This window comes from Neobacillus sp. FSL H8-0543 (assembly GCF_038592905.1).
In the GTDB taxonomy this organism is placed as follows: domain Bacteria; phylum Bacillota; class Bacilli; order Bacillales; family Cytobacillaceae; genus Neobacillus.
The window spans coordinates 2,551,282-2,573,077 of record NZ_CP151943.1 but is presented as its reverse complement, the minus strand read 5'-3'; the positions used below and the strand labels follow the sequence as shown (position 1 = coordinate 2,573,077).

19 protein-coding genes are annotated in these 21,796 nt (G+C 39.3%); all 19 read right to left on the bottom strand.

From position 1 onward, the window contains the following. Positions 1-17: 17 nt before the first annotated feature. The 19 genes from hslO to pth all read right to left on the bottom strand — a co-directional run bounded on the left by hslO (position 18) and on the right by pth (position 21,676). Positions 18-896 carry an Hsp33 family molecular chaperone HslO gene (hslO, locus tag NSS81_RS12615; RefSeq protein ID WP_342433824.1) on the bottom strand — a complete coding sequence of 293 codons (879 nt, stop codon included), beginning with the start codon at positions 894-896 and terminating at the stop codon, positions 18-20. 14 nt (positions 897-910) lie between these two features. After that, positions 911-1,696 (bottom strand): type III pantothenate kinase, encoded by a 786-nt coding sequence (locus NSS81_RS12610; protein WP_342433823.1) that lies wholly within the window; start codon positions 1,694-1,696, stop codon positions 911-913. 302 nt (positions 1,697-1,998) lie between these two features. Continuing rightward, a complete protein-coding gene (gene ftsH / locus NSS81_RS12605; protein WP_342433822.1) occupies positions 1,999-3,939 on the bottom strand; it encodes an ATP-dependent zinc metalloprotease FtsH in 1,941 nt (646 codons plus the stop codon). Between the two features lie 134 nt (positions 3,940-4,073). After that, complete coding sequence (hpt, locus tag NSS81_RS12600; protein WP_342433821.1) at positions 4,074-4,622, bottom strand: hypoxanthine phosphoribosyltransferase; 549 nt, start codon at positions 4,620-4,622, stop codon at positions 4,074-4,076. Between the two features lie 22 nt (positions 4,623-4,644). Beyond that, positions 4,645-6,027 (bottom strand): tRNA lysidine(34) synthetase TilS, encoded by a 1,383-nt coding sequence (gene tilS / locus NSS81_RS12595; RefSeq protein WP_342433820.1) that lies wholly within the window; start codon positions 6,025-6,027, stop codon positions 4,645-4,647. Between the two features lie 172 nt (positions 6,028-6,199). Continuing rightward, entirely contained in the window at positions 6,200-7,201 is a 1,002-nt protein-coding gene (locus tag NSS81_RS12590; protein ID WP_342434013.1) for a protein kinase, read from the bottom strand. Next, positions 7,170-7,907 (bottom strand): VWA domain-containing protein, encoded by a 738-nt coding sequence (locus NSS81_RS12585; RefSeq protein ID WP_342433819.1) that lies wholly within the window; start codon positions 7,905-7,907, stop codon positions 7,170-7,172. The genes NSS81_RS12590 and NSS81_RS12585 overlap by 32 nt, the downstream gene beginning before the upstream one ends. Before the next feature lie 95 nt (positions 7,908-8,002). Continuing rightward, positions 8,003-10,477 carry a stage II sporulation protein E gene (gene spoIIE / locus NSS81_RS12580; protein ID WP_342433818.1) on the bottom strand — a complete coding sequence of 825 codons (2,475 nt, stop codon included), beginning with the start codon at positions 10,475-10,477 and terminating at the stop codon, positions 8,003-8,005. A 251-nt stretch (positions 10,478-10,728) separates the two neighbouring features. Further along, complete coding sequence (locus NSS81_RS12575) at positions 10,729-11,184, bottom strand: S1 domain-containing RNA-binding protein (RefSeq protein WP_342433817.1); 456 nt, start codon at positions 11,182-11,184, stop codon at positions 10,729-10,731. Between the two features lie 106 nt (positions 11,185-11,290). Next, positions 11,291-11,665 carry a septum formation initiator family protein gene (locus NSS81_RS12570; RefSeq protein ID WP_342433816.1) on the bottom strand — a complete coding sequence of 125 codons (375 nt, stop codon included), beginning with the start codon at positions 11,663-11,665 and terminating at the stop codon, positions 11,291-11,293. A gap of 15 nt (positions 11,666-11,680) precedes the next feature. After that, positions 11,681-12,313 (bottom strand): spore cortex biosynthesis protein YabQ, encoded by a 633-nt coding sequence (gene yabQ / locus NSS81_RS12565; RefSeq protein ID WP_342433815.1) that lies wholly within the window; start codon positions 12,311-12,313, stop codon positions 11,681-11,683. Further along, positions 12,310-12,612: a sporulation protein YabP gene (gene yabP, locus NSS81_RS12560; protein WP_342434012.1), complete on the bottom strand. Its 303-nt coding sequence runs from the start codon at positions 12,610-12,612 to the stop codon at positions 12,310-12,312. The genes yabQ and yabP overlap by 4 nt, the downstream gene beginning before the upstream one ends. An 84-nt stretch (positions 12,613-12,696) precedes the next feature. After that, positions 12,697-12,966 (bottom strand): RNA-binding S4 domain-containing protein, encoded by a 270-nt coding sequence (locus NSS81_RS12555; RefSeq protein WP_342433814.1) that lies wholly within the window; start codon positions 12,964-12,966, stop codon positions 12,697-12,699. Positions 12,967-12,983: 17 nt separating this feature from the next. Continuing rightward, positions 12,984-14,450, bottom strand: a complete 1,467-nt coding sequence (mazG, locus tag NSS81_RS12550) for a nucleoside triphosphate pyrophosphohydrolase (protein WP_342433813.1) — start codon at positions 14,448-14,450, stop codon at positions 12,984-12,986. A 4-nt stretch (positions 14,451-14,454) separates the two neighbouring features. Further along, on the bottom strand, positions 14,455-16,077 hold the full coding sequence (locus tag NSS81_RS12545) for a polysaccharide biosynthesis protein (protein ID WP_342433812.1): 1,623 nt from the start codon (positions 16,075-16,077) through the stop codon (positions 14,455-14,457). Positions 16,078-16,169: 92 nt separating this feature from the next. Beyond that, positions 16,170-16,706, bottom strand: a complete 537-nt coding sequence (spoVT, locus tag NSS81_RS12540) for a stage V sporulation protein T (protein ID WP_342434011.1) — start codon at positions 16,704-16,706, stop codon at positions 16,170-16,172. Positions 16,707-16,913: 207 nt separating this feature from the next. Continuing rightward, entirely contained in the window at positions 16,914-20,447 is a 3,534-nt protein-coding gene (gene mfd, locus NSS81_RS12535; RefSeq protein ID WP_342433811.1) for a transcription-repair coupling factor, read from the bottom strand. Between the two features lie 317 nt (positions 20,448-20,764). Next, complete coding sequence (locus NSS81_RS12530) at positions 20,765-20,995, bottom strand: anti-sigma-F factor Fin family protein (protein WP_342433810.1); 231 nt, start codon at positions 20,993-20,995, stop codon at positions 20,765-20,767. 120 nt (positions 20,996-21,115) lie between these two features. Next, entirely contained in the window at positions 21,116-21,676 is a 561-nt protein-coding gene (gene pth / locus NSS81_RS12525; RefSeq protein WP_342433809.1) for an aminoacyl-tRNA hydrolase, read from the bottom strand. Between the last annotated feature and the right edge of the window lie 120 nt (positions 21,677-21,796).

Sequence of the window (21,796 nt, the reverse complement as noted above, 5' to 3'; positions counted from 1 at the left end):
TCCTCCTCCAATATATACTATTTTGCTTCATTCTTTAACTCTTCAAGTTCATCTTTCAAGAATAGATACTTTTCATTACAGAAATGACAATGTGCCTCGGCTTGCCCATCCTCAATAATCATGTCATCAATCTCAGCCGTTCCTAAGCTGATAATTGCACTTGCGAACCGTTCTCTTGAACAAATGCATTTGAATATAACTGGCATCGTTTCCAGTACATTTACTTTTCCCTCTCCAAATAGCTCATCTAATATCTCTTCAGGGGTTAATCCTTGCTGAATTAGTTTGGAAATAGGTGGTATAGTCTTTAATCGCTCTTCCACTATTGTTATTGTTTCATCTTCAATTCCTGGCATTAACTGAAAAATAAACCCGCCTGCCGCCAGAATTGTATCATCTGGATTAACAAGGACGCCAACCCCCACCGAAGAAGGTACTTGCTCAGAGGTGGCAAAGTAATAAGTGAAATCTTCCCCTAATTCACCTGAAACAATTGGGACCAAACCTGTAAAAAAGTCACGAAGTCCAACATCTTTTACCACAGTCAATGACCCCTCCGTGCCAACAGCGCGTTTGACATCCAGCTTTCCATGCTCATTTGCCTCAAAATCAACTTGAGGATTGCTTACATATCCCCTGACCTCACCCTTTGCATTACTATCTACAAGAATAACACCTATCGGGCCGCCGCCATCTATTTTTATGGTTAGCTTGTCTTCCCCTTTTAACATAGCCCCCATCATTACTCCAGCAGTAAGTGACCGACCTAGGGCAGCGGAAGCCGTCCTCCATGTTTGGTGACGCTGTTGTGCTTCTTTTACAATCTCAGTTGTACAAACAGCATATGCTCTGACTTGACCGTCAAATGCTAATGCCTTCACTAAGTAATCATTCATTATGTAGCTCCTTTCTAGCTGTTCTTTCTTATAGTATCCATGTTTCGTTTATAGATAAGTTGTAATCCTTTTAAAGTTAAAAACGGATCAACAATATCAATAATTGTAGACTCCTGAGCGATTAATGCTGATAGTCCTCCCGTGGCAATCACTTTTGGTCTTTGTTCGCTATGATCAATCATTCGTTTCACAATACCCTCAACCTGTCCTACATACCCATATACAATTCCAGCTTGCATCGCTGATACCGTATTTTTTCCAATCACACCCTCTGGACGAGTGATTTCAATTCTTGGCAGCTTAGCCGCCTTCGAATAGAGTGCTTCCGTGGATATCCCTATACCGGGAGCAATCGCACCACCCATATACTGCCGCTGTTCATTGACATAGCAGTATGTTGTTGCCGTTCCAAAATCTACGATTATCAGCGGGCTTCCATATTCATGAATCGCTGCAACTGCATTAACAATCCTGTCTGCACCAACCTCACGCGGATTTTCATATTTAATATTAAGCCCCGTTTTCATGCCGGGACCGACAATAAGCGGAGTAAGCTTGAAATATTTTTTACACATTCTTTCTAACGCAAACATAATAGGAGGTACAACAGAAGAAATAATAATGCCATCTATTGATGAAAAAGAAAGTCCGGAAGCATCAAATAAAGATTTAACCACCATACCAAATTCATCTTCTGTACGGTTCCGGTTGGTTTCTACACGCCAATGATATTTAAGTTCGTCACCATCATAGACACCTAAAACAGTATTGGTATTACCCACATCAAATACGAAAATCATACGTCACCGCTTTTCTGATTTTTCTTTATAGCTCTTTTCTCAAACTTTGTTGCTATTTATATCGGAATAATGGTATTTTCAGCTATTTTCACGTATATAAAGCTAATTTCTTTAGAGAATAGAGCTTGCAAACTTTATTCGAAGTGCCAAATAGCTATTTAAATGTAAAAACCGGCTTTTGGGTTATTACAACAATCTTTACGAAAAGAGCCTTCTTTTTTTACACTGAAAATATCATACCATAATCAAATAAAATCGTGAAAAAAGAGTGCTTCATGGAAGCACTCTTTTTGAATTGAATATTACTTATTGTCTTTTTCAGATGTTAGGTTATCATCTGTCTCTTCTTCTTTCTTTGAACTGATGGTTACTTTCACATCATCAGTTTTTTCCATATCTACAGTTACACTTTCTAATTCGGCTGTTGTCTCAGGCATACGGCCATTTTCAACCAAATAGGCAATTTGTTCTGCATTAAGCGTCTCAACCTCAAGAAGTGTTTTTGCAATAAGGTCAAGTTTATCACGGTTCTCCGTAAGAATCTGCGTAGCCCGTTCGTAAGAGTCTTTTAGAATCCGTTGGATTTCAAGATCAATTTCATAAGCAATGGCATCAGAATAATTTTGTTCATTATGAATGTCACGGCCTAAGAAAACCTGACCGCCTGAAGCCTGGCCGAACTGACCCACTCCAAGTTTATCACTCATTCCATATTCTGTTACCATTTTGCGAGCAATACCTGTCGCGCGCTGGAAGTCATTATGGGCACCGGTACTCACTTCACCGAAAACAATCTCTTCTGCTACGCGCCCACCCAATAAACCAACAATTTTATCAAGTAATTCTGGTTTAGTCATAAAGTATCGGTCTTCCCTTGGAAGCATAACGGCATAACCACCCGCTTGGCCTCGTGGTACGATGGTAACTTTATGAACCATATCCGCTTCATTAAGCACTAATCCAATGACGGTATGACCGCCTTCATGGAAGGCAACAATATTACGTTCCTTCTTAGAAATGACCTTGCTCTTTTTCGCAGGTCCAGCAATAACCCTGTCCGTTGCTTCATCTATATCTTCCATGTCGACTTTTTTCTTATTTTGACGTGCTGCAACTAACGCTGCTTCATTCAATAAGTTTTCTAAGTCTGCACCAGAAAAACCTGGTGTACGCATAGCGATATTTCTTAAGTTTACAGCTTCATCTAAAGGTTTGTTCCGTGCATGTACTTTAAGAACAGCTTCACGACCATTTACATCTGGACGATCCACAGTAATTTGACGGTCGAAACGACCTGGACGCAGCAATGCTGGGTCAAGAATGTCCGGACGGTTTGTTGCAGCGATAATAATGATTCCTTCGTTCGCTCCGAATCCATCCATTTCAACTAGTAATTGGTTTAAGGTTTGTTCACGCTCATCATGACCTCCGCCTAAACCAGCTCCACGCTGACGGCCTACCGCATCAATTTCATCAATAAAAATGATACATGGGGCATTTTTCTTAGCATTTTCAAATAAATCACGAACACGCGATGCTCCGACACCAACAAACATCTCAACAAAATCAGAACCGCTTATTGAGAAGAATGGTACGCCAGCTTCACCAGCTACCGCACGAGCCAGCAAGGTTTTACCTGTACCAGGAGGTCCTACTAGAAGAACACCTTTAGGGATACGAGCACCAAGTTCTGCAAATTTGCGCGGGTCTTTTAGGAATTCAACCACTTCGACTAATTCCTGTTTCTCTTCATCAGCACCTGCTACATCTTTAAAACGCGCCTTTTTCTTGTCATCGTTATAAAGCTTTGCTTTGCTTTTACCAAAGCTCATGACTTTGCTGCCGCCGCCTTGGGCTTGGTTTAATAAGAAGAAAAATAAAATAAAGATAATCACAAATGGAATAATTGAAGTGAAGAAGGTTACCCAGCCACTTGTTTCCTTAGCAGGCATTACTTCAACCTTCGACCCAGCTTGATCAATTCGTTCAAGAATTTTCTCACTGTTTGGAATATAAGTGATGAAATTTTTATCGTCTTTTTCTAACTGTCCACGGACCTCAAAAACTCCACGTTCAGGCTGCATTGAAAAGGATTTTACCTCATTGTTTTCCAAAGCAGAAACGAACGTATCATACGAAATATTATCCGTAGGCTCGTTACTGCCATTAAAGAAACTAACCACGCCGATTATGACTAAAAATATCAATAAATAAAAGATGGTATTACGGAATATCCGATTCATCTTTTACCTCCTCTCGCGATAGACAAACTAATTTAAATAGTATCATAGAAAATGTTGCCAATTCAAATAATTTCACTTTTTATCGCTTTTTTTCAAGGGATTTAAAGAAGAAATGCTTCTTCTTTAGATTTTACTTAAAGGTTATTGCTATATACTTCAGGTTTTAAAACACCAATATATGGAAGGTTCCGATACTTTTCAAGATAATCCAAACCGTAACCAACCACAAACTCATCTGGGACAATAAAACCGACATAATCTGCTTTAATGGCACTCTTTCTACCCGTTGGTTTATCAAGCAAGGTAACTATCTTGATTGACTTTGCTTTCCGGTAGCGGAATAGGTCTACTAAATAACTAAGCGTTAAGCCACTGTCAATGATATCCTCAATGATTAAGATATCCCTTCCTTCAACTGAAGTATCTAAATCCTTTAGGATTTTCACTTCTCCTGATGATACAAACGCACTCCCGTAGCTTGAAACATCCATAAAATCCATTTCAAGATAGCAATCCATTCGTTTTAATAAGTCAGCCATAAATGGCATTGCGCCTTTTAAAACACCGATTGCAAGCGGAAATTTATCCTTGTACTCTTCTGTTAATTGGAACGATAATTCCTTTAATTTCTCTTGTATCTCTTCTTCTGATACTAAGACCTTTTCAATATCCTGTTTCATCATAATTGTGCCCCCTAGTAGATCATTACGTATGATATGTGAGTATTATGTAATTCCTTGATGCGTGTTTTATACCTTCAAATGATGATTTTTTTAAACCAGGAAGCCAAAGAATACTACCATTTCCGTCAGTAACTACAGGCCAAGTGTCCCGATTCTGTAATGGAATTTTACAATCAATAAATATATCTTTAAGCTTTTTTGTACCTGTCATACCTTTCAGGCTCATTCGATCTCCCTGTTTCCTTGTCCGTATTGTGACAGGCAGCTGAAGATCGCTTGCGTCAAACACGGCATAACAATCATTTTTCTCCGCGTACCCATCCGACTTTTCCATTTTGATACTGCAGCCAGATGGCAGTTCAATTATTCCTGGTTCTGCCAATTCATAATAGAAGCTTTCGGTATCGATTAAGTCAAATTGGAAAGACAAGCTTGAGTAGGAGCGAATAATTTTCAACCCATTAGGAAGGTCAAACATGCCTGATGGATGAGAATGCTGAATTAAGGAAAAAACTTGGTCGACATGTTGAGCAGATAGTGATGCAGGCTTTTCTTTGTAAAGATAGTTTAATATTAGTTGAATACCTCTCCTTTGTAAAGGTATTGGCACTTCAAGAAAACGAGTAATGTCAATAGTAATTTTGTTCTTTTCTCTTTTTTCCATTACTTTATTCATTTCTTGGATAGTTAATTCCTGAAGAAATAATTCATCCCTTTGCAGTTCCTCGCTAAACCGTTGGAAATGTTCGTGAACCTGCTGATTTTCTGACTTTAAAAAAGGGATTACTTCTTTCCTGAACCGATTCCTGGTGTATGTACTTTTATCATTACTCGGGTCTCGCCTTGGAGTTAAATGGTTCCTCTTACAATAGTCCTCAATCTCTGCCTTTGTTAATGGCAGAAAGGGGCGAAAAAGAAATCCATTACCAAAAGTACGTAAGAAAGGAATACCTGCTCTGGCTGTACCGGAACTTCCCCTTGTTAATCGCATCAAAATCGTCTCCATTTGATCATCTCCATGATGACCGAGAGCTAAGTAAGGAAATCTGTACTTTATCATTACTGAATCATAAAAATCATATCTTGCCTCCCGAGCTGCCGTTTGAGAACTTTTCTTTGTTCGCTCAATTAGCTCAGGGACATTAATACGTTTCATTTCAAATGGAATATTGTACTGATCACAAAGGGACTTTACAAAAAGGCCATCTTCCAGTGATTCTTGTCCCCGAAACATATGATCAACATGTGCCACTGCAATTGATAAGTTTTCCTTTTCCTGTTGCCTCCAAAGGTAGTGTAGCAATGCTAGTGAGTCTGGACCTCCTGAGACACCAATCACCATTTGTTTATCCTTTAACGAAAATGAATGGCGATTAAGAAAGGCTGCTACTTTTTCTTCAAACATTTTGCTCTCTTCCTTAATTTAAATTCTGTCTTCAATAGTGCTTAAGTAATATTAGCTTACCACTTTTATCATTAAAGTATCAAAAACTAAGCCTATAAAAATGAAGAGATTTAATTTGCACTAAACCCCTTCTTATAATTACTACGATTAGAATTCGAAATAGTTTCAAACGTTAAATTAATTTTTGAAATATATACAAGATGTATAAAAGAGAAATAACAACAGTAATTAGTATTGTTTCCATCCATCGGCTTTTTTTCTTGCTTTTTCGGTAATGATGCCTTGTTCTTGGACTGCTTACCTTCTGGTTTGCGCCATTTTGACCAGATTTTAGCGTAGTTGCTGCCTTCTGGGGTGTATTGGTATTCTTTTTATCCATTACTAATAATAGTAAATCGGCTCGCATTTCCAATGCATTGAGGTAATGCCCTTGAAGTGCTTTAACAATTAGCTTTTCCAGAGGCAACAAGTCTTTTTGGAGCCGAATCGATTCTCTGAGCTGGGAAATACCGCCTGCTGCCCTATTAAAGCGTTTGGGATAGGCCGTGTTTATTATGATCATCGCGACTGCAAACAAGTCGTAAGCAGGATCTGCCTTCCTTGTCCCAAGCCCCCAGTACCCTCTATCATAGAATTCGGTAAACTCCTTAATTGCTCTGCCTTGTATTGTGGTTCCGCCAACATCGATACACCTGATTCTTGGTGTTGGACCCGTGATGATTAAGTTTTCTGGCTTTAAATCCCCGAATACCCACCCATTCTCATGGAGCTTATTTAAGTCATTTAACAACTGCAAAAATAAAACCGGCATCCACGATTTCCCCTTTTGTTGAATAAAGGTTAATAAATCGGGTCCTTGGATATATTCCATTACATAAAACGATATTTGACCACGGCTGCTCTTCCAATCATCGACGTCAATTAAAGAAGGCCCGAGGGCTGACCCTTGGACCTTCGCAAACGATTTTAAAACATTCACCTCGGATGTAATTGACATTCCATTATCACTCATTTTCAAAGCAACATGAGTATTTTTATACTTCGCAAGGTAGACAATTCCGTTTGCACCAAACCCTAGTTCCTTCAGAATAGTATATTTGTTTGAATGCCATTTGCCAGTGAGGACTGTTCCAGGGCTAACTTTACATAGACTCTTCAAGGAATGATTCATCATCACGTGACAGGAGGCTCCTTAATGAACGTTTTGAACTGAATGAAGATAAAGCAGCACGTAAGGCTGGTCCTGTTGGAGTTATCCCGCCTGTTGTTAATTGCGGGAAGATACTTGTCAAAGATTGTAGTTTTGGTGTCCAATCCAGTATTTTTTCGACATCATTCTTTTTCCCGGGAAATACAAAGACAGAGAACTGGTTTTCCCCTGAGCGGGAATTCAGGCTTAAAGAAAGGTCTAATAGCGCCTCTTTAACGGTTGGTAGCTTATGCTTCATACTCGCGCTTGTGTCGACAAGAATCAACACCTCTAATTCGACAGTTTCCCCGAGCTCATCGACTACCTCCATTACCTCCCCTCTTTTTTCAGGCGGAAGGTCTTCCATTGTTTGCGAACGGCCAAGAATTTGCTGCAGTTCACGATTGACCACTCCCTGAATGGTTTGTGTCATCGCTTTTTTCGTTACCATCTGCACCGTCTGTGAGAGTTGCTGTGCATAAACAATCTGGCTGACACCACCGCCAGACAAGGCTATTCCATCAATCTCAGTCATACCCTTTTCATCAATGACATCCTGTTCCATTACCCCAATAACATTAACGGTGATTCCTTGCTCTTTAGCAAGTGCTGCCATCGCAATCGGATCTTCTCCTTGATTGGAGCATCCGTCTGTCAGCAATAGGATTTGACGAATCTTCCCAGTATACATACCCATTCTCCCTCCACTTTACGAATTACTACCATTTTTGACGGTACGGAAGGGTTTTATACATATTTCATCACGCGCTAGCGCAAAATAACAAATTACGCTCTTCGCTTTATTTTTTGAACAGGTATACTCGCCCACTTCGGTGTATTATGTTTGATTAGGGCGACTGCTATCGTCATATCATCCCCAATTAATCCTTCACGGGACCGTATAACCTCCTCTAATATTAAATCTGATATTTCTTGTGGGTCATCTGTTTGCAGTTCTTGAATTTTCCGTTTCATCCATATATCATAATTTTCGACATGCTTGGGTCCTTCAAAGACACCATCACTCATCATAATCAGCAGATCGCCCGCTTTCAATTGTTCACTAACTACATCTACCTCAAATTCTTCAAGAATGCCAATTGGCAAATTGCTGGTTTGGATTTTTATTACTTTATTTCCCCTTTTGATAAAGCTTGGTGTTGAACCTACTTTTAGAAATTTAGCAGAGGCATTTTGCAAATCAATTAGCGCTAAGTCCAAAGTAGAAAAAATTTCATCTGTTGTTCTAAGTGAAAGAATAGAATTGACTGATTTAATTGCCACTCTTTCCTCAATCCCGGATTGAAGGATCTTTTGTAAAAGCTGTAGCGTTTCTTTACTTTCATGATGAGCTCTTTCCCCGTTACCCATGCCATCACTAATAGCAAGTGCAAACTTTCCAAGTCCAAGTTCAATGGTCGAGTAGCTGTCACCTGATACAAAACCGCCGTCCATCGCAGCATGGGCAACTCCTGTTTCTACAGTAAACGCTTTGGATGATCTGAAGATGACATGGCAAAATCCATTAGGATAGGAGGCACACTCTTCAGAGCTAACAATAACTGTCTCTCCTAAAATATCAGACAACATCGGTGCGATTAGCTTTTCACACTCTCCGTGACCATTGCAATAGGGAATGGTCATTTCGATATCCACATTGCCTTGCTCAAGGCTGTAAATTTCAACATGCTCAACTTGTACACCAAACGCTTGAATGGACTCCATAATTTGTTCTTCTTGTTTGTGGTGATTTTCCCGTTCCCGCTGAATCTCCTTTGCAAAGTTATCCATCACTTCTGAAACACCTTGAAGCTGATCTGCCACTAACTTCCTGCTTTCCTGAACTTGCTTTTTCAATTTTTGGTTTGCTTGGAAAAAGGTTAGCTCTTGCCCAACTGCCTCATAGACTCTCGTTGTCCGTGAACAATGTTTTTCCCATTCCCGTGAAAGCTTGGGAGATACAGCACCATCATTTTGGTCCATTTCATGAATAATCTCTTCTAGATATCCATAAGTGGTATGAAAGTTCTTTGACCAGCATTGTTCCTTCTTAAAGCAAGTCTGACATGTTTTTTCCGTTACATTGCTCATAAAATAGTCCATTTCTCGTTCACTTTCTTCTGCACCCGGCTGTACATCCATCTTTGAAAAACTCTTTGAGAGGGCATCAAAGACATTGGAAAATTGCGCCACCCTTTGTGCAGTTACATCACGCATTTTACGCATATATTTTTGCTGTTCCATTGTATATTCCGGTGTACCTGGAATGTATTTCGCTAACTTCGCGGTAAAAGCTTGGGGGGTTAATAAGAACAGGGCAACTGCCGCCGCAGATTCTAATAGCGTGTACGTTAATGAACCGCCTTCCGTTCCATACATCCCTATTAAAAGGGTAGCAATGAATAAACCTATAGAAACACCTATCTTCTTTCCCTCTTTTAATAGACCGCCAAGCACTCCTGAAAAAGCCAGTAAACTCATATGCTGAAAACTGGATACACTAGCAAGGCTAAAAATAAGTCCCGTTACCACACCAACAGTGGAACCAATGGTTGCCCCAGCAACAAAGGAAAAGACTAATACTAAGTAGCGCGACATAATATGTTCAATCGATAAATCATATACCTGCCAACCAATCGTCCCTGTCATAATCGATGCAAGCATGATGATTAAGCAGACTATCTCCTCTGTTTTTAATAATTGTCTGCGGCGATTTAAAATTAACAACGGAATGCTCTGCAGAAAGATAAAAGTTAAGATAAATGATAGGCTTGCCTGGACTCCTACCATCATGGCATCATATAATGTCAATTGCCTTGATAGAATAAATGTCTCGGCTAAATTAGCTGCGGCTAGGATAAGTGCAACATAAAATGGAATCGCTCTCAATTCATTTTTAAGCCATTTTTCACTTAACCGGTATATTACTAAAAAGAGGATGGCTACAGCAAGAGTGAACGCTGCGTTTTTTATTGATATTGTTGCTGCACCTGCGATTAAGCCAATTAGCGCCAGCGGTGATCGCTCTCTCTTAATTAAATAAACGGAAGCGAAAAAAGGCAGACTAAAAGGAGTGAGTTGTGACAAAATTAAAGCCCGTCCTAATAGGAAACCCACTATTAGTAAAAGATATCCCTTTTTAATAAAGAAGGATTCTAGTTTTAACTGAAATAGTCTCAAGATGTTGCCCAAATCCCATTTGGATGTTTGAAAGTTGACTTCCCCGACCGGTTTTATTAAGCTCCGTTCCATCTTCTCCATAATCACACTCCCTATTATTTCGTTGTTAAAACTATTATAAATTTACTAGAGTTAAAAGTTTGTCAAATTAGTGAACAAGCAAAATAAATCGTTCGACGGTTTTCACTATAATCAATCAAATAATGTTAACTAGCCGAATATTTGTCAAAAATCTCTATTATTATGAACATAAAAAAAAGACAAGTCATTTGACCTGTCTGCACTTTAATTTATTAAAACTACTATTTATCAGCTATTTAATAGGCAACAAGCTACCCCCGTTTAGCGCCTCTACCTCCACGTTTTGATTCCGTGTGACGTTTTAAGGAAGTTAAACGATCCTCACTATCTTTTAAAAACTTCGCCATTTTTGTCTCAAACGTTTCTGCTTTGGGGCTATTTCGATCGTTCGGTCTACCTTGACGGGGACGCTGTGAATAGGAGTTTGAGTGTGATTGGGATGTAGAACGGGATCTTTGCGGTGCAACAGGCGTATCCTTTGCCTTTTTTATTGATAACCCAATCTTTCCATCCTTCTCAACATTAAGGACTTTCACTTCCACCTGGTCCCCGACTTTAAGGTGATCATTAATATCCTTCACATAATTGTCAGCAACCTCGCTGATGTGTACTAATCCTGTTGAGCCATCTGGCAGCTCCACAAACGCACCAAATTTTGTAATCCCTGTTACCTTTCCCTGTAACTTGCTGCCTACCTCGATTGACATAAAAAGAATGCTCCTCCTTAAAAATATAAAAAATCATACCTACTTTATATTATACAGAATGAGAAAAAATAGTGTCAACAACACTAGTCAGTAGTTAATATTTCGATTAATTTTTCTCTGGTATCGTAAAGATGACTTCATTATTATCTGAAAAGAAGTATTCTTTTCTTGCCAGTTTGGCAATATAATCATCATCATTCAATTTGATAATATCCTCTTTCAGAACCTGTTGCTGTTTTTGCAGCTCTGCTAATTCCTCATCAAGCTTTCCCTTTTGGGCCATCTTCGTATCTAAGGCAGAGGTTTGGAAAATATAGCTAGAAATCATAAAATAAGAAACGACAACCGCTAACACAAAAAACATCGATAGCCTTCTCAGCAGCAATTTCCTTTTCCGGGCCGAAGCAATTTCTGCAACTTCCTTTTGTTTTACATAGGTTGTCTGTATCTTAGCTATACTTTTTTCTCTAACTGTATTCATTGTTCCAAAACCTCCTTACTCTTTTGGTTTTTTCAGCTTCTGCATCCACTTAACTATATATTCCTTTATTCCCTTAAAATTTCCTGCCGTTTTATTATATAACTTCTCGACGGTTTTTTTAAGACCCTTCGGCAAAAGATTCCAAAAAATTAACATTATTTTTTGTATTGGCATTAAAATGAGCTTCACCACAAATAATACAACCTGTAAAATAAATTTGACAAGGGTATAGAGTCCCCTGCCAAGTAAGAGAATGATTGAAAAAAGTAATTGGATTAACCAGATGACAGGTTTATAGATGAGGATTAGATAGGTCTTCCTAATAAACCTGTAAACGGATATAACCAATTGAATAACTTTTTCAAGTAATTTTAAATATAAGCCTTTAAACAAGCTTTGGTAGGCAGCAAAGCCGCAAAGGAGGGCAAGAAAGATATAAAAGCGCAATTCTCCATTATTCACTTGAAATAATGTATAAAAAATGAGCAGCGCTTGGATGATCCAAAAGAATAAATCATTAATAAATACAATGATAGACTTCCGTTTAGGTCTTTTTAAAAACCGCTGATACGTATCTAACATTACACCAAACAGTGAACCCATCCCAATCATCGAAAGCATGGTGATAAATTGAGTTGAGAGTGTCATCGGAATAACTTACTAAAGAAACCTTTAGTTTTCTCCCCATGCTGTTCATCCAAATAGACCAAATCAAATATCTTCCCTTTAATGGAGACAATTCCCTTTTCAACATCAAGGTTTTTCATTTGTAAATTTTGCCCTTTAATCGCTAAAAAGCCCATGTTGGTTTCTAATAAAAACTCTTCATTATCAAAGCTCTCAACTTGTTTAACACCAGTAATATCAAGGAGTTTTCTTCCTCTCATGATGACATCATGTTCTGGAACTGTGCCTTTAGTTTGGTTTGTCTCATAATATTGGCTCATCATTCATCCCTCACAATCATTTGTACAACCTTTTGTACATTTGTATGTGCCGGGTTGAAAAAATAGAACTTCCACTATGTTGTTCTAAAACTCAGGTGATCCGATTCTTTCTTCTTTTATAATCGTGTACATCTCCGCTGCTGCATCTTTACGGGTCGTATCTTGAATAAGGTCTACTCTGGCAGTAACCATTCTTTGGCCGAGACGAATGGTTAGTTCATCGCCTACCTTAACATTGGTACTAGCCTTCGCTTCTTTCCCGTTAATAAGAATTCTCCCTTGATCCGATACCTCCTTTGCCATCGTTCTTCTTTTTATCAATCTAGAAACCTTTAAAAATTTGTCTAAACGCATTGTCATTCCCCCGTCTTTTAAAGTCCTGTTAATTTTGCTTCATCCCAAAATCGATCAAGCTCTTCTAGCGTATATTCCTCGAAGGTTTTATCGCTTTCCTTCACCTTGTCTTCGACAAACCGGAAACGGCGAATGAATTTTTCATTCGTCCCTAATAAAGCTTCTTCCGGATGGATATCAAGGAATCTTGCTACATTAACAAAAGCAAACAGTAAATCTCCAAATTCCTTTTTGGCCAACACCATATTCCCGGTTTTATCTGTTAATTCATTTTCAAATTCCTGAAGCTCTTCCTTCACTTTCTCCAAGGCAGGGGTTATTTCCTGCCAATCAAAGCCAACCTTTGAGGCCTTCTTCTGAAGCTCGTAGGCTCTTAGCAAACCAGGAAGTGACTTTGAAACACCATCAAGCAAAGACCCCTCGACAGAACCTTTTTCTTGTTTCTTTATTTCCTGCCATGTGCGCACAACTGCTTCCGAGTCCTCGGCTTGCCCGTTTCCAAATACATGTGGATGCCGACGAATCATTTTTGCAGATATCCCCTCGATGACATCTTCAATGGCAAAATAGCCATCATCCTCGCCGATTTGGGCATGCAGCATTACATGAAGCAGAACATCGCCAAGCTCTTCGATTAAATGATCAATATCTCCACTGTCAATAGCCTCGATAACCTCATAAGTCTCTTCAATTAAGTACTTTTTTAGTGATTCATGTGTCTGTTCCTTATCCCAAGGACAGCCCTCCGGACCTCTTAGTTCAGCAATGATCTCCCGCAGTTTAAAGAAATTTTTCAGTAGGATTGCATCATCCTTTACTGGCGGCACATAGACGGAAGTGAGATTATCAAGTGAGACTTTTCGATCTAATTCATATAGCGGTACCGTTTCAATTCGTTCCTGCTGGCTTCCAGCGGCTGTTACAATCGATACTAGATAATCATCAGGTAATCTTTCCATTAATGTTAATTTAACATCCGATGCAACATACTGGTCATAGACCTGACCGATAATCATATGCTGGCTAACCTGCAGCTGATTTACTTGGAGCGACGTCCCATCAAGTAACTGAAACCCTTCAATTGGATCAATCTTCAAGGACTGAAAGATTGCATCAATAAAACTCTGTCCTCCACCAATACGTATTTCAATTCCTTCCTTTTGTCCATATTCAAGCAGTAGTTGTACCGTCCGTTCGGCAACAAGCGGATGCCCTGGAACGGCATAAGTGACTTGTTCTGACTTAGCTTTTTGAAGTAAGGTTTGAACAATTTCCTGATAAACTTCCTCAAATTGTTCATGCTTCTCATAAACTTCATCGAAGGAGGAATAACGGAGCCCTTCCTTTTCCAGCTCCAGGACAACGGGATGTTCCTTTGTCCTTAAATAAACATGATCTGCCTGAATAAGCTTTTTATAAACACCGAGCGGAAGTTGATTCAAATCGCCCGCTCCCAAACCGAGAAGTTCAATTGTTTTCCCCATACTTTTAGCTCCTATTCTTTTTTGGTAATAAAAGACTTAATTTGCTTCCTAAAGGAAATAATGCAAGTTCCTTTTCATTGAAAACCCCTTGTCTTATGACAAAAAGCAAGAAAAGGAAACCTCCAGAAAACACACCGCCTAGTGCTTGAGCAGCGGCTATAACCCGTACAGACCCTAAAAACACAAAAAGTATATCCGTTACATATAGATAGGATTTTAAAAAAAGTACCATTACCAAGGATGCCGTTATAACGGTCCTAATAAATGCAAATGACACTAGCGGAATCTTTACCATTTTTTTGAATTTTATTGTTATCAGGATACAGACAATGGCTAAAGTTATCACTGTTGCATAGGCTGCACCCATCGTATCAAAGCTCGGCACGAGCAGGGAATTTAGTCCGTACTTAATGGGAAATGAGAATACAATCACCACTGCAGGATAGAAAAGATTACCCAATCCTTGCATAATGGCAATCATTGGCGTGATGATTGAAGTAAATAGAATCACAAAACTAAGAACACCTAGGACCGATGAACCTAATTGGTTTTCAAATAACATGATGTTGGTTGGAGTAATGATTGTCCAAAGTCCTGCTGATGCACCCGCACCAATGACGACACTGACTCTAATAGCCAATTTAATCTTATCATGTAGAAAAACGGTATCTCTTTTTAATCTCACGCTCGTAATCAGCGGAACAAGGGATAGTGACATTGCAGTGGCAACAACAGTCCCTAACTGGATTAACGGCTGACCTCTATCAAAGATTCCCTTTAAACTTTTAGCCAAGTTCTCTTCATAATCGTTAGCTGCCAGCAGCGAATAGAGGTTCAATGCATCCGCTAATTGGATAAAGATTAATAGCATGCCGCTAATACAAATCATAAGACCTTGAAAAACCAATGCCTTTACAATCACACCAGCTTCTAAAAAGTAAGAGGTTAGCATCCCCTTACTTGGGACCACTACTCTCCATTCTTTACGAATCCATAGGAACATAAACAGAATAAGTGCCGATACGATACTGCCTGTAATTGAGCCAAACATTGCTCCGCCACCGACAAAATAAAGAGAGGAACCTTCCTTGGTGAGGATATAAGCCAGGAATAGTATGGTAATGGCGCGAATGAATTGCTCGCCTACTTGTGACAATGCTGTCGGAACCATATCTCCAATTCCCTGAAAATATCCCCTTAGAATCGAAACAATTGGAAACAGTAAAAAGACAATGGAGACCACCCTTAACAAAATCGTTAATTGTGAGTCATTCATAAACAAAGCGATTTTCTCTGCACTCAAATAGAGGATAAGAAAACAAATCAATCCAAATAACTGCAAAATAACGTACGAGACAAGTAAAAGGCGCCTCGTTTTTTCATCATCCTTTTTGTCCTTCTGTTCAGCAAAAAGCTTGGAAATAACAACTGGAAACCCCGTTGTCGCCAGGACAATTGCCAGACCATAAAACGGATATACTTGCTGATATATGTAAAAGCCGACGTCGCCAACAATATTTTGAAATGGTATGCGATAAACGGCACTTAAAATCTTTGTTAACAGTGCAGCAATTGCTAAGATGAAAGCCCCCTTAAAAAGCGCTTTCGATTGATTCACAGGCTTCATTGCATAACTCCTTATTAAAGAACTCAAAAGTATTATAGCAATTCACAATAAAAAAGACAGCAATCGCTGTCCTTTTTAAAAATATAGAAAGTTTAGGATTCCATCTGTCTAGCCAGGAAACCAGCCGCCGTTTCAACAGCTTTCTTCTCTACTTCGCCTAGTGTACCTTCTTTTGAATAGATAATAACTGCGCCGATTGGATCACCATTTGCAATAATAGGTGCAATTGTATAAGATGAGACAGTTTCATCATTTCCATCCGCTAATGCGATATCACTTTGCTGTGTTACGATTACAGGGGTACGTTCTTCCATTGTTTTTTCCACTAAATCACTAATATTTTTATTTAAATAATCTTTTTTTGAACTTCCTGCGAGGGCAATATACGTATCTCTATCACAAATTAATATCGGATTACCGAGGCTATCAAATAGGGCTTCTGCATATTCCTTGGCAAAATCGCTTAACTCGCTGATAGGTGAATACTTCTTTAAAATGACTTCTCCATCCCGATCCACAAAGATCTCTAACGGATCCCCCTCACGGATACGCAATGTTCTGCGAATTTCTTTCGGAATGACAACACGACCTAAATCATCGATTCGACGAACTATTCCAGTTGCTTTCATCCAATGTTGCCTCACTTTCATCTGATGATTTTAACTAACTTGGTAATGAGAAACTTTCCTTTTAATGAAATCATCACCAACTTTGAACTTAGTATCTTTCATCTGGAAAGTTCTATACACAATCATCATACTTTTTCATGCAAATGAAAAATATTCCATAATAAATGAAAGTAAAAACATTGTTAAACTTGACTGTTGTTTACTCACTTACACAGGGTTTTCCTGGCCTCTTTTTGCAGACTGTATTCCTTTAATCATTTCGTAGGCAACGTTAAGCCAGTGTGCCGTTTCTGTTTCTTTTGTCTGTATTACCATTTTTAGTTTTTGGCCTTCCATACCAAGGCCGAGCATTTTTGAATATTTATTGCTTAAGGCGAAGACCTTTTGTCCATCAATACTGCCGCTTGCTCGTTCACTAATTAAAATAGTTACTTCCTGTTTTATTTGTTTAATTTGCTCTACCCCTGCAAGAAGCGCATACACTTTCATTTCAGCAATCTGGAAAAGGAATGCCACTTCCTCAGGGTATTCACCGAAGCGGTCTAACATTTCTTCTTGAAGCTCTTCGATATCCTCCAGTGTCGTTGCTCCCCTAAATCGTTTATACATTTCAATTTTTAGATGGCCGTCCTTAATATATGAATCAGGAATATAAGCATCGATTGCAAGGTCAATTTCAACAGTAGACTTTACTTCTGCTTTCAAATCAACCTTTCTCTCTTCAACTGCTTCTTTTAACATCTGCGAATATAAATCAAAGCCCACAGAATCAATAAATCCATGTTGCTGTGCACCAAGTAAATTACCTGCACCCCTTATGGATAAATCACGCATGGCAATCTTAAAACCTGATCCTAACTCTGTAAACTCCTTGATGGCCTGCAGGCGTTTTTCCGCCACTTCCGTTAATACCTTATCCTTTCGGTGCGTGAAAAATGCATACGCAATACGATTGGACCTTCCAACTCGCCCACGAAGCTGATAAAGCTGTGAAAGTCCCATTTTATCGGCATCATAGACAATTAATGTATTTACATTCGGGATATCCACTCCCGTTTCAATGATGGTTGTGCTCACCAAGACATCGAATTCACCAGAAAGAAAGTTTAGCATAACAGATTCCAACTCGTTTTCTGACATTTGTCCATGGGCAAATGTCACCCTTGCATCAGGGACTAACATTGAAATTTCCTCTGCTTTACGTTCGATATCTTCTACTCTGTTATACAAAAAGTAGACTTGTCCGTCACGTACTAATTCTCTCTCAATTGCCTCCCTGACAAGTGCCCCATTGTATTCCATCACATAGGTTTGAATCGGAAAGCGATTCTCAGGTGGTGTTTCAATAACAGATAAATCACGTACACCCAGCATCGACATATGAAGTGTCCTAGGTATCGGCGTAGCCGTTAATGTTAAAACATCTATATTTGTCTTTAACCGCTTTATCTTCTCTTTATGGGTAACCCCGAACCTTTGTTCTTCATCAATAATTAACAACCCAAGATCACGATAGATGACATCTTTAGAAAGTAATCGGTGTGTTCCGATTGCAATATCAACTGTACCTGCTTTAAGCCCCTTAATGGTTTCCGTTTGTTGCTTTTTTGAACGAAAACGGCTTAACAGACCAATGTTAATTGGATAATCTTGAAATCTCTCGCGGATTGTTTCATAATGCTGCTGTGCTAAAATCGTAGTCGGCACTAGAATAGCAGCTTGCTTTCCATCGGCAATTGCCTTAAAGGCAGCACGAATCGCAACCTCCGTTTTCCCATAACCAACATCCCCACAAAGTAAGCGATCCATCGGTCTTGGCTTTTCCATATCCTTTTTAATCTCGTGGATAGAACGGAGCTGGTCTTCCGTTTCTTGATAAGCAAAGGCCGTTTCAAATTCTCTTTGCATATCTCCATCTGGTGCAAAGGCATAACCAACAGCCGCTTCACGTTCTGCATAGAGCTTAATTAAATCGTCAGCAATGTCTTGAACAGTGGCTTGAACCTTCTTTTTCACCTTTTTCCAATCGCTGCCGCCCAGTTTATATATCTTCGGCTCTTTTCCCTCTGACCCAACATACTTTTGGACAAGATCAATTTGCTCTACAGGGACATAAAGCTTATCTGATCCGTGATAACGAATATGTAGATAATCCTTATGAATTCCGTTAATCATAAGCGTTTCAATCCCTAAATATTTTCCGATTCCATGATTAACATGGACAACATAATCGCCGATTTTGAGCTCTGAATAGCTTTTTATTCTTTCTGCATTGGATAGCTTTTGACGATTTTTCGGTTTTTTTGTCCGTTTATTAAAGAGTTCTTCCTCTGTGATTACTGCAATTTTTTGGATAGAGAGCTCAAAGCCTGTATGCAGGTTCCCATTCATAATCTGAACCTTACCAGGGTAAAGCTGCTGACCCTCTCTATGCACGGTTGCATCAATATCGTAATCCTCTAATACACGCTCTAGCTTGTTTACACGCTCATCATCCTGACCTAAAAACAGGACAGAAAAATTCCCTTTTATCCATCTGTCTACCTCCGCTTTTAACAAATGCATCTGCCCATGGAAGTTTTGCATCTGTTTACAGGAAACATTAATGATATTTTGCGGGCTGGTATTTGCCACATGACGCAGAAAAAGTGACATATACAGGATTGGGAAATTCCCTTTTTGCAGTAAACCTGGTAAATCATGCGATATCATTAAATCATGGATGATTTTCCCTTCACTAAGCAGAGCTGTATACCATTCTGCTTCTTCCTTAACCAGTGAGTCATTCATTTCTTGAACCCGACTGATTTCATCGATAAAAACCAATCCATGACGGGGAAGGTAGTCTAGTAAACTAGCGGGAACATCATAGGCAAGTGAAAGATATTTAAACACTTGATCGGGTTTTTGTCTGTTTTTCAGCTGTTCTAATTCATAACCGCTATTTTGTGAGAGCTGCATTTTGGCTTTGTCATCTTTTAACTTGTTTAAGCTTTTCGCGAGTCCATCCTCCAGCTTACCAATTAAACGGCTATAGTCCTCGGGTTCTAATATAACCTCTGTTGCCGGACCAATCGATACTTCTGCTATTTTCGCCTTCGAGCGCTGGTCCTCGAGAGAGAAATAGCGAATCGAATCTATCTCTGTATCAAATAATTCAATTCTTATCGGATCAGATTCAGTAAGCGGATAAATATCGATAATTCCGCCGCGAATACTAAACTCCCCAGGCGTCGAAACCATTTCCGCACGAACATAACCCATATGGACAAATGCCGACAAAAGCTCAGGGACGTCCAAATCATCTCCTAATTGAAACAAAAGCTGGTGACGCCTCCACACTGATTTCGGGGGAATTACCTTTCTTAAACCAGCAATAGGAACAATCACAATCCCATGATCATGCTTGCTCCAATGATTTAGTGCTTCAATTCGTTGGGCTCTTAACTCCGGACTTGCGACACTCATTTCCGCAGCAATTAACTCATTTGTCGGAAAAAGGAATACTTCCTGTTCACTTAATAGATTGACAATATCATCGTACAGTTTCTGTGCTTGTAATAGATTATGTGTAACTAACAGAATCGGTCTTTTCATTTGCTCATATACAGAAGCAATCAGTACCGTTCTCGATGAGCCTGACAAGCCTGCAATGAGTTGTTCCTTCAAACCTTCATTCACACCTGAAATGATGGAATGAATATCCTCTTGCTGCAGAAAAAGTGATTTTAAACCATTCAAGATTGTTCCTCCTCTCTATAGGCAGTTTCTGGTTGTGCTATATCAAACATATTATTAGTAGGCTATGTTTCTGTTGATTGGAGCGGAAGGCGCTAAGGACTCCTCGAAAATGCTATCGCATTTCCTTCGTGCGGTGCATATTCAAGGAAGCCTATTCAATGTCCTGCGGGAGTACGGGGCTGGGGAGACCCCACTTATCTCTAAGCGCCGAGGAGGCTCCCCGGCACGCCTGCGGAAAGCGAAGTGCCTGGAGCGCAAATCAACAAAACCTATCATATTTAAATAGAAAAATGCTTTGGATAGCATTCCAAAGCTGGTTAATGAATAAGGTAATCGTATTGATGATAATCAGGATTTCTTTCTAAAGCCTCCTGACAGTCTTCACATATAGCCGTAATGCGAATATCTCCAGCAGAATCATACGTAATCATTTCTTGTCTCTCTTGATCCGTTAATTTATGAAGGCCGAGTGTTTCGCTGTGTATCGACGACTGTTCAATTGAACCTAAATTCGTGTTGCAATGATGACAATGATAATGGATGGCCATATCCTACCTCCCTAAACTACTATTAATACTAGTATTAACGTTATCGAGAGAAGATATTCAATTTTATTTCCATGAACACATTGCTTTATTGTATGAAAGGAATGCTTATCTGATGAATAGTTACTGATTAAATTCATTCATTACTTGTATAAAAGGCTTTTCTAACCATGCCTCACATGCATCTGAACTCTTTAGGATAGCTTCCTTAATCAATTCCTGCTCGTCATCATAAAAACTGCCTAGGACGTAATCGGGAACCTTCATACCATTTATCGGCCGGTCAATCCCGATGCGAATTCGGTTAAACTCCTGCGTACCCAAATGAGCAACGGTTGATTTAATGCCATTATGACCACCAGCACTCCCCTTTTGGCGAAGCCGAATTTTACCAACTGGTAAATCAAGGTCATCGTAAATAACCACTATGTCCTCTAGGTTAATTTGATAATAATCAATTATTGCCCGAATCGACTCACCCGACAAGTTCATATACGTAAGTGGTTTTAATAATACTACTTTATCACCTTTATGAACACCAATTCCATACATTCCTTTAAATTTAGATTGATTCAGAGGTGTGTTTAACCGACTTGATAGCTCATCAATTACCTTAAATCCAACATTATGTCTTGTTTGCTCAAATTGCTTCCCCGGGTTTCCTAAACCTACGATTAACTTCATTTGTTCTCTCTCCTTCGGCCCAGTCCACCTATTAATCCATTTTCGAAACATTTTATCATTCTCCCCCTTTGTGATGCAACAAAAGACGTAACTATTAAAAGTTACGTCTTTTCCCCTCAA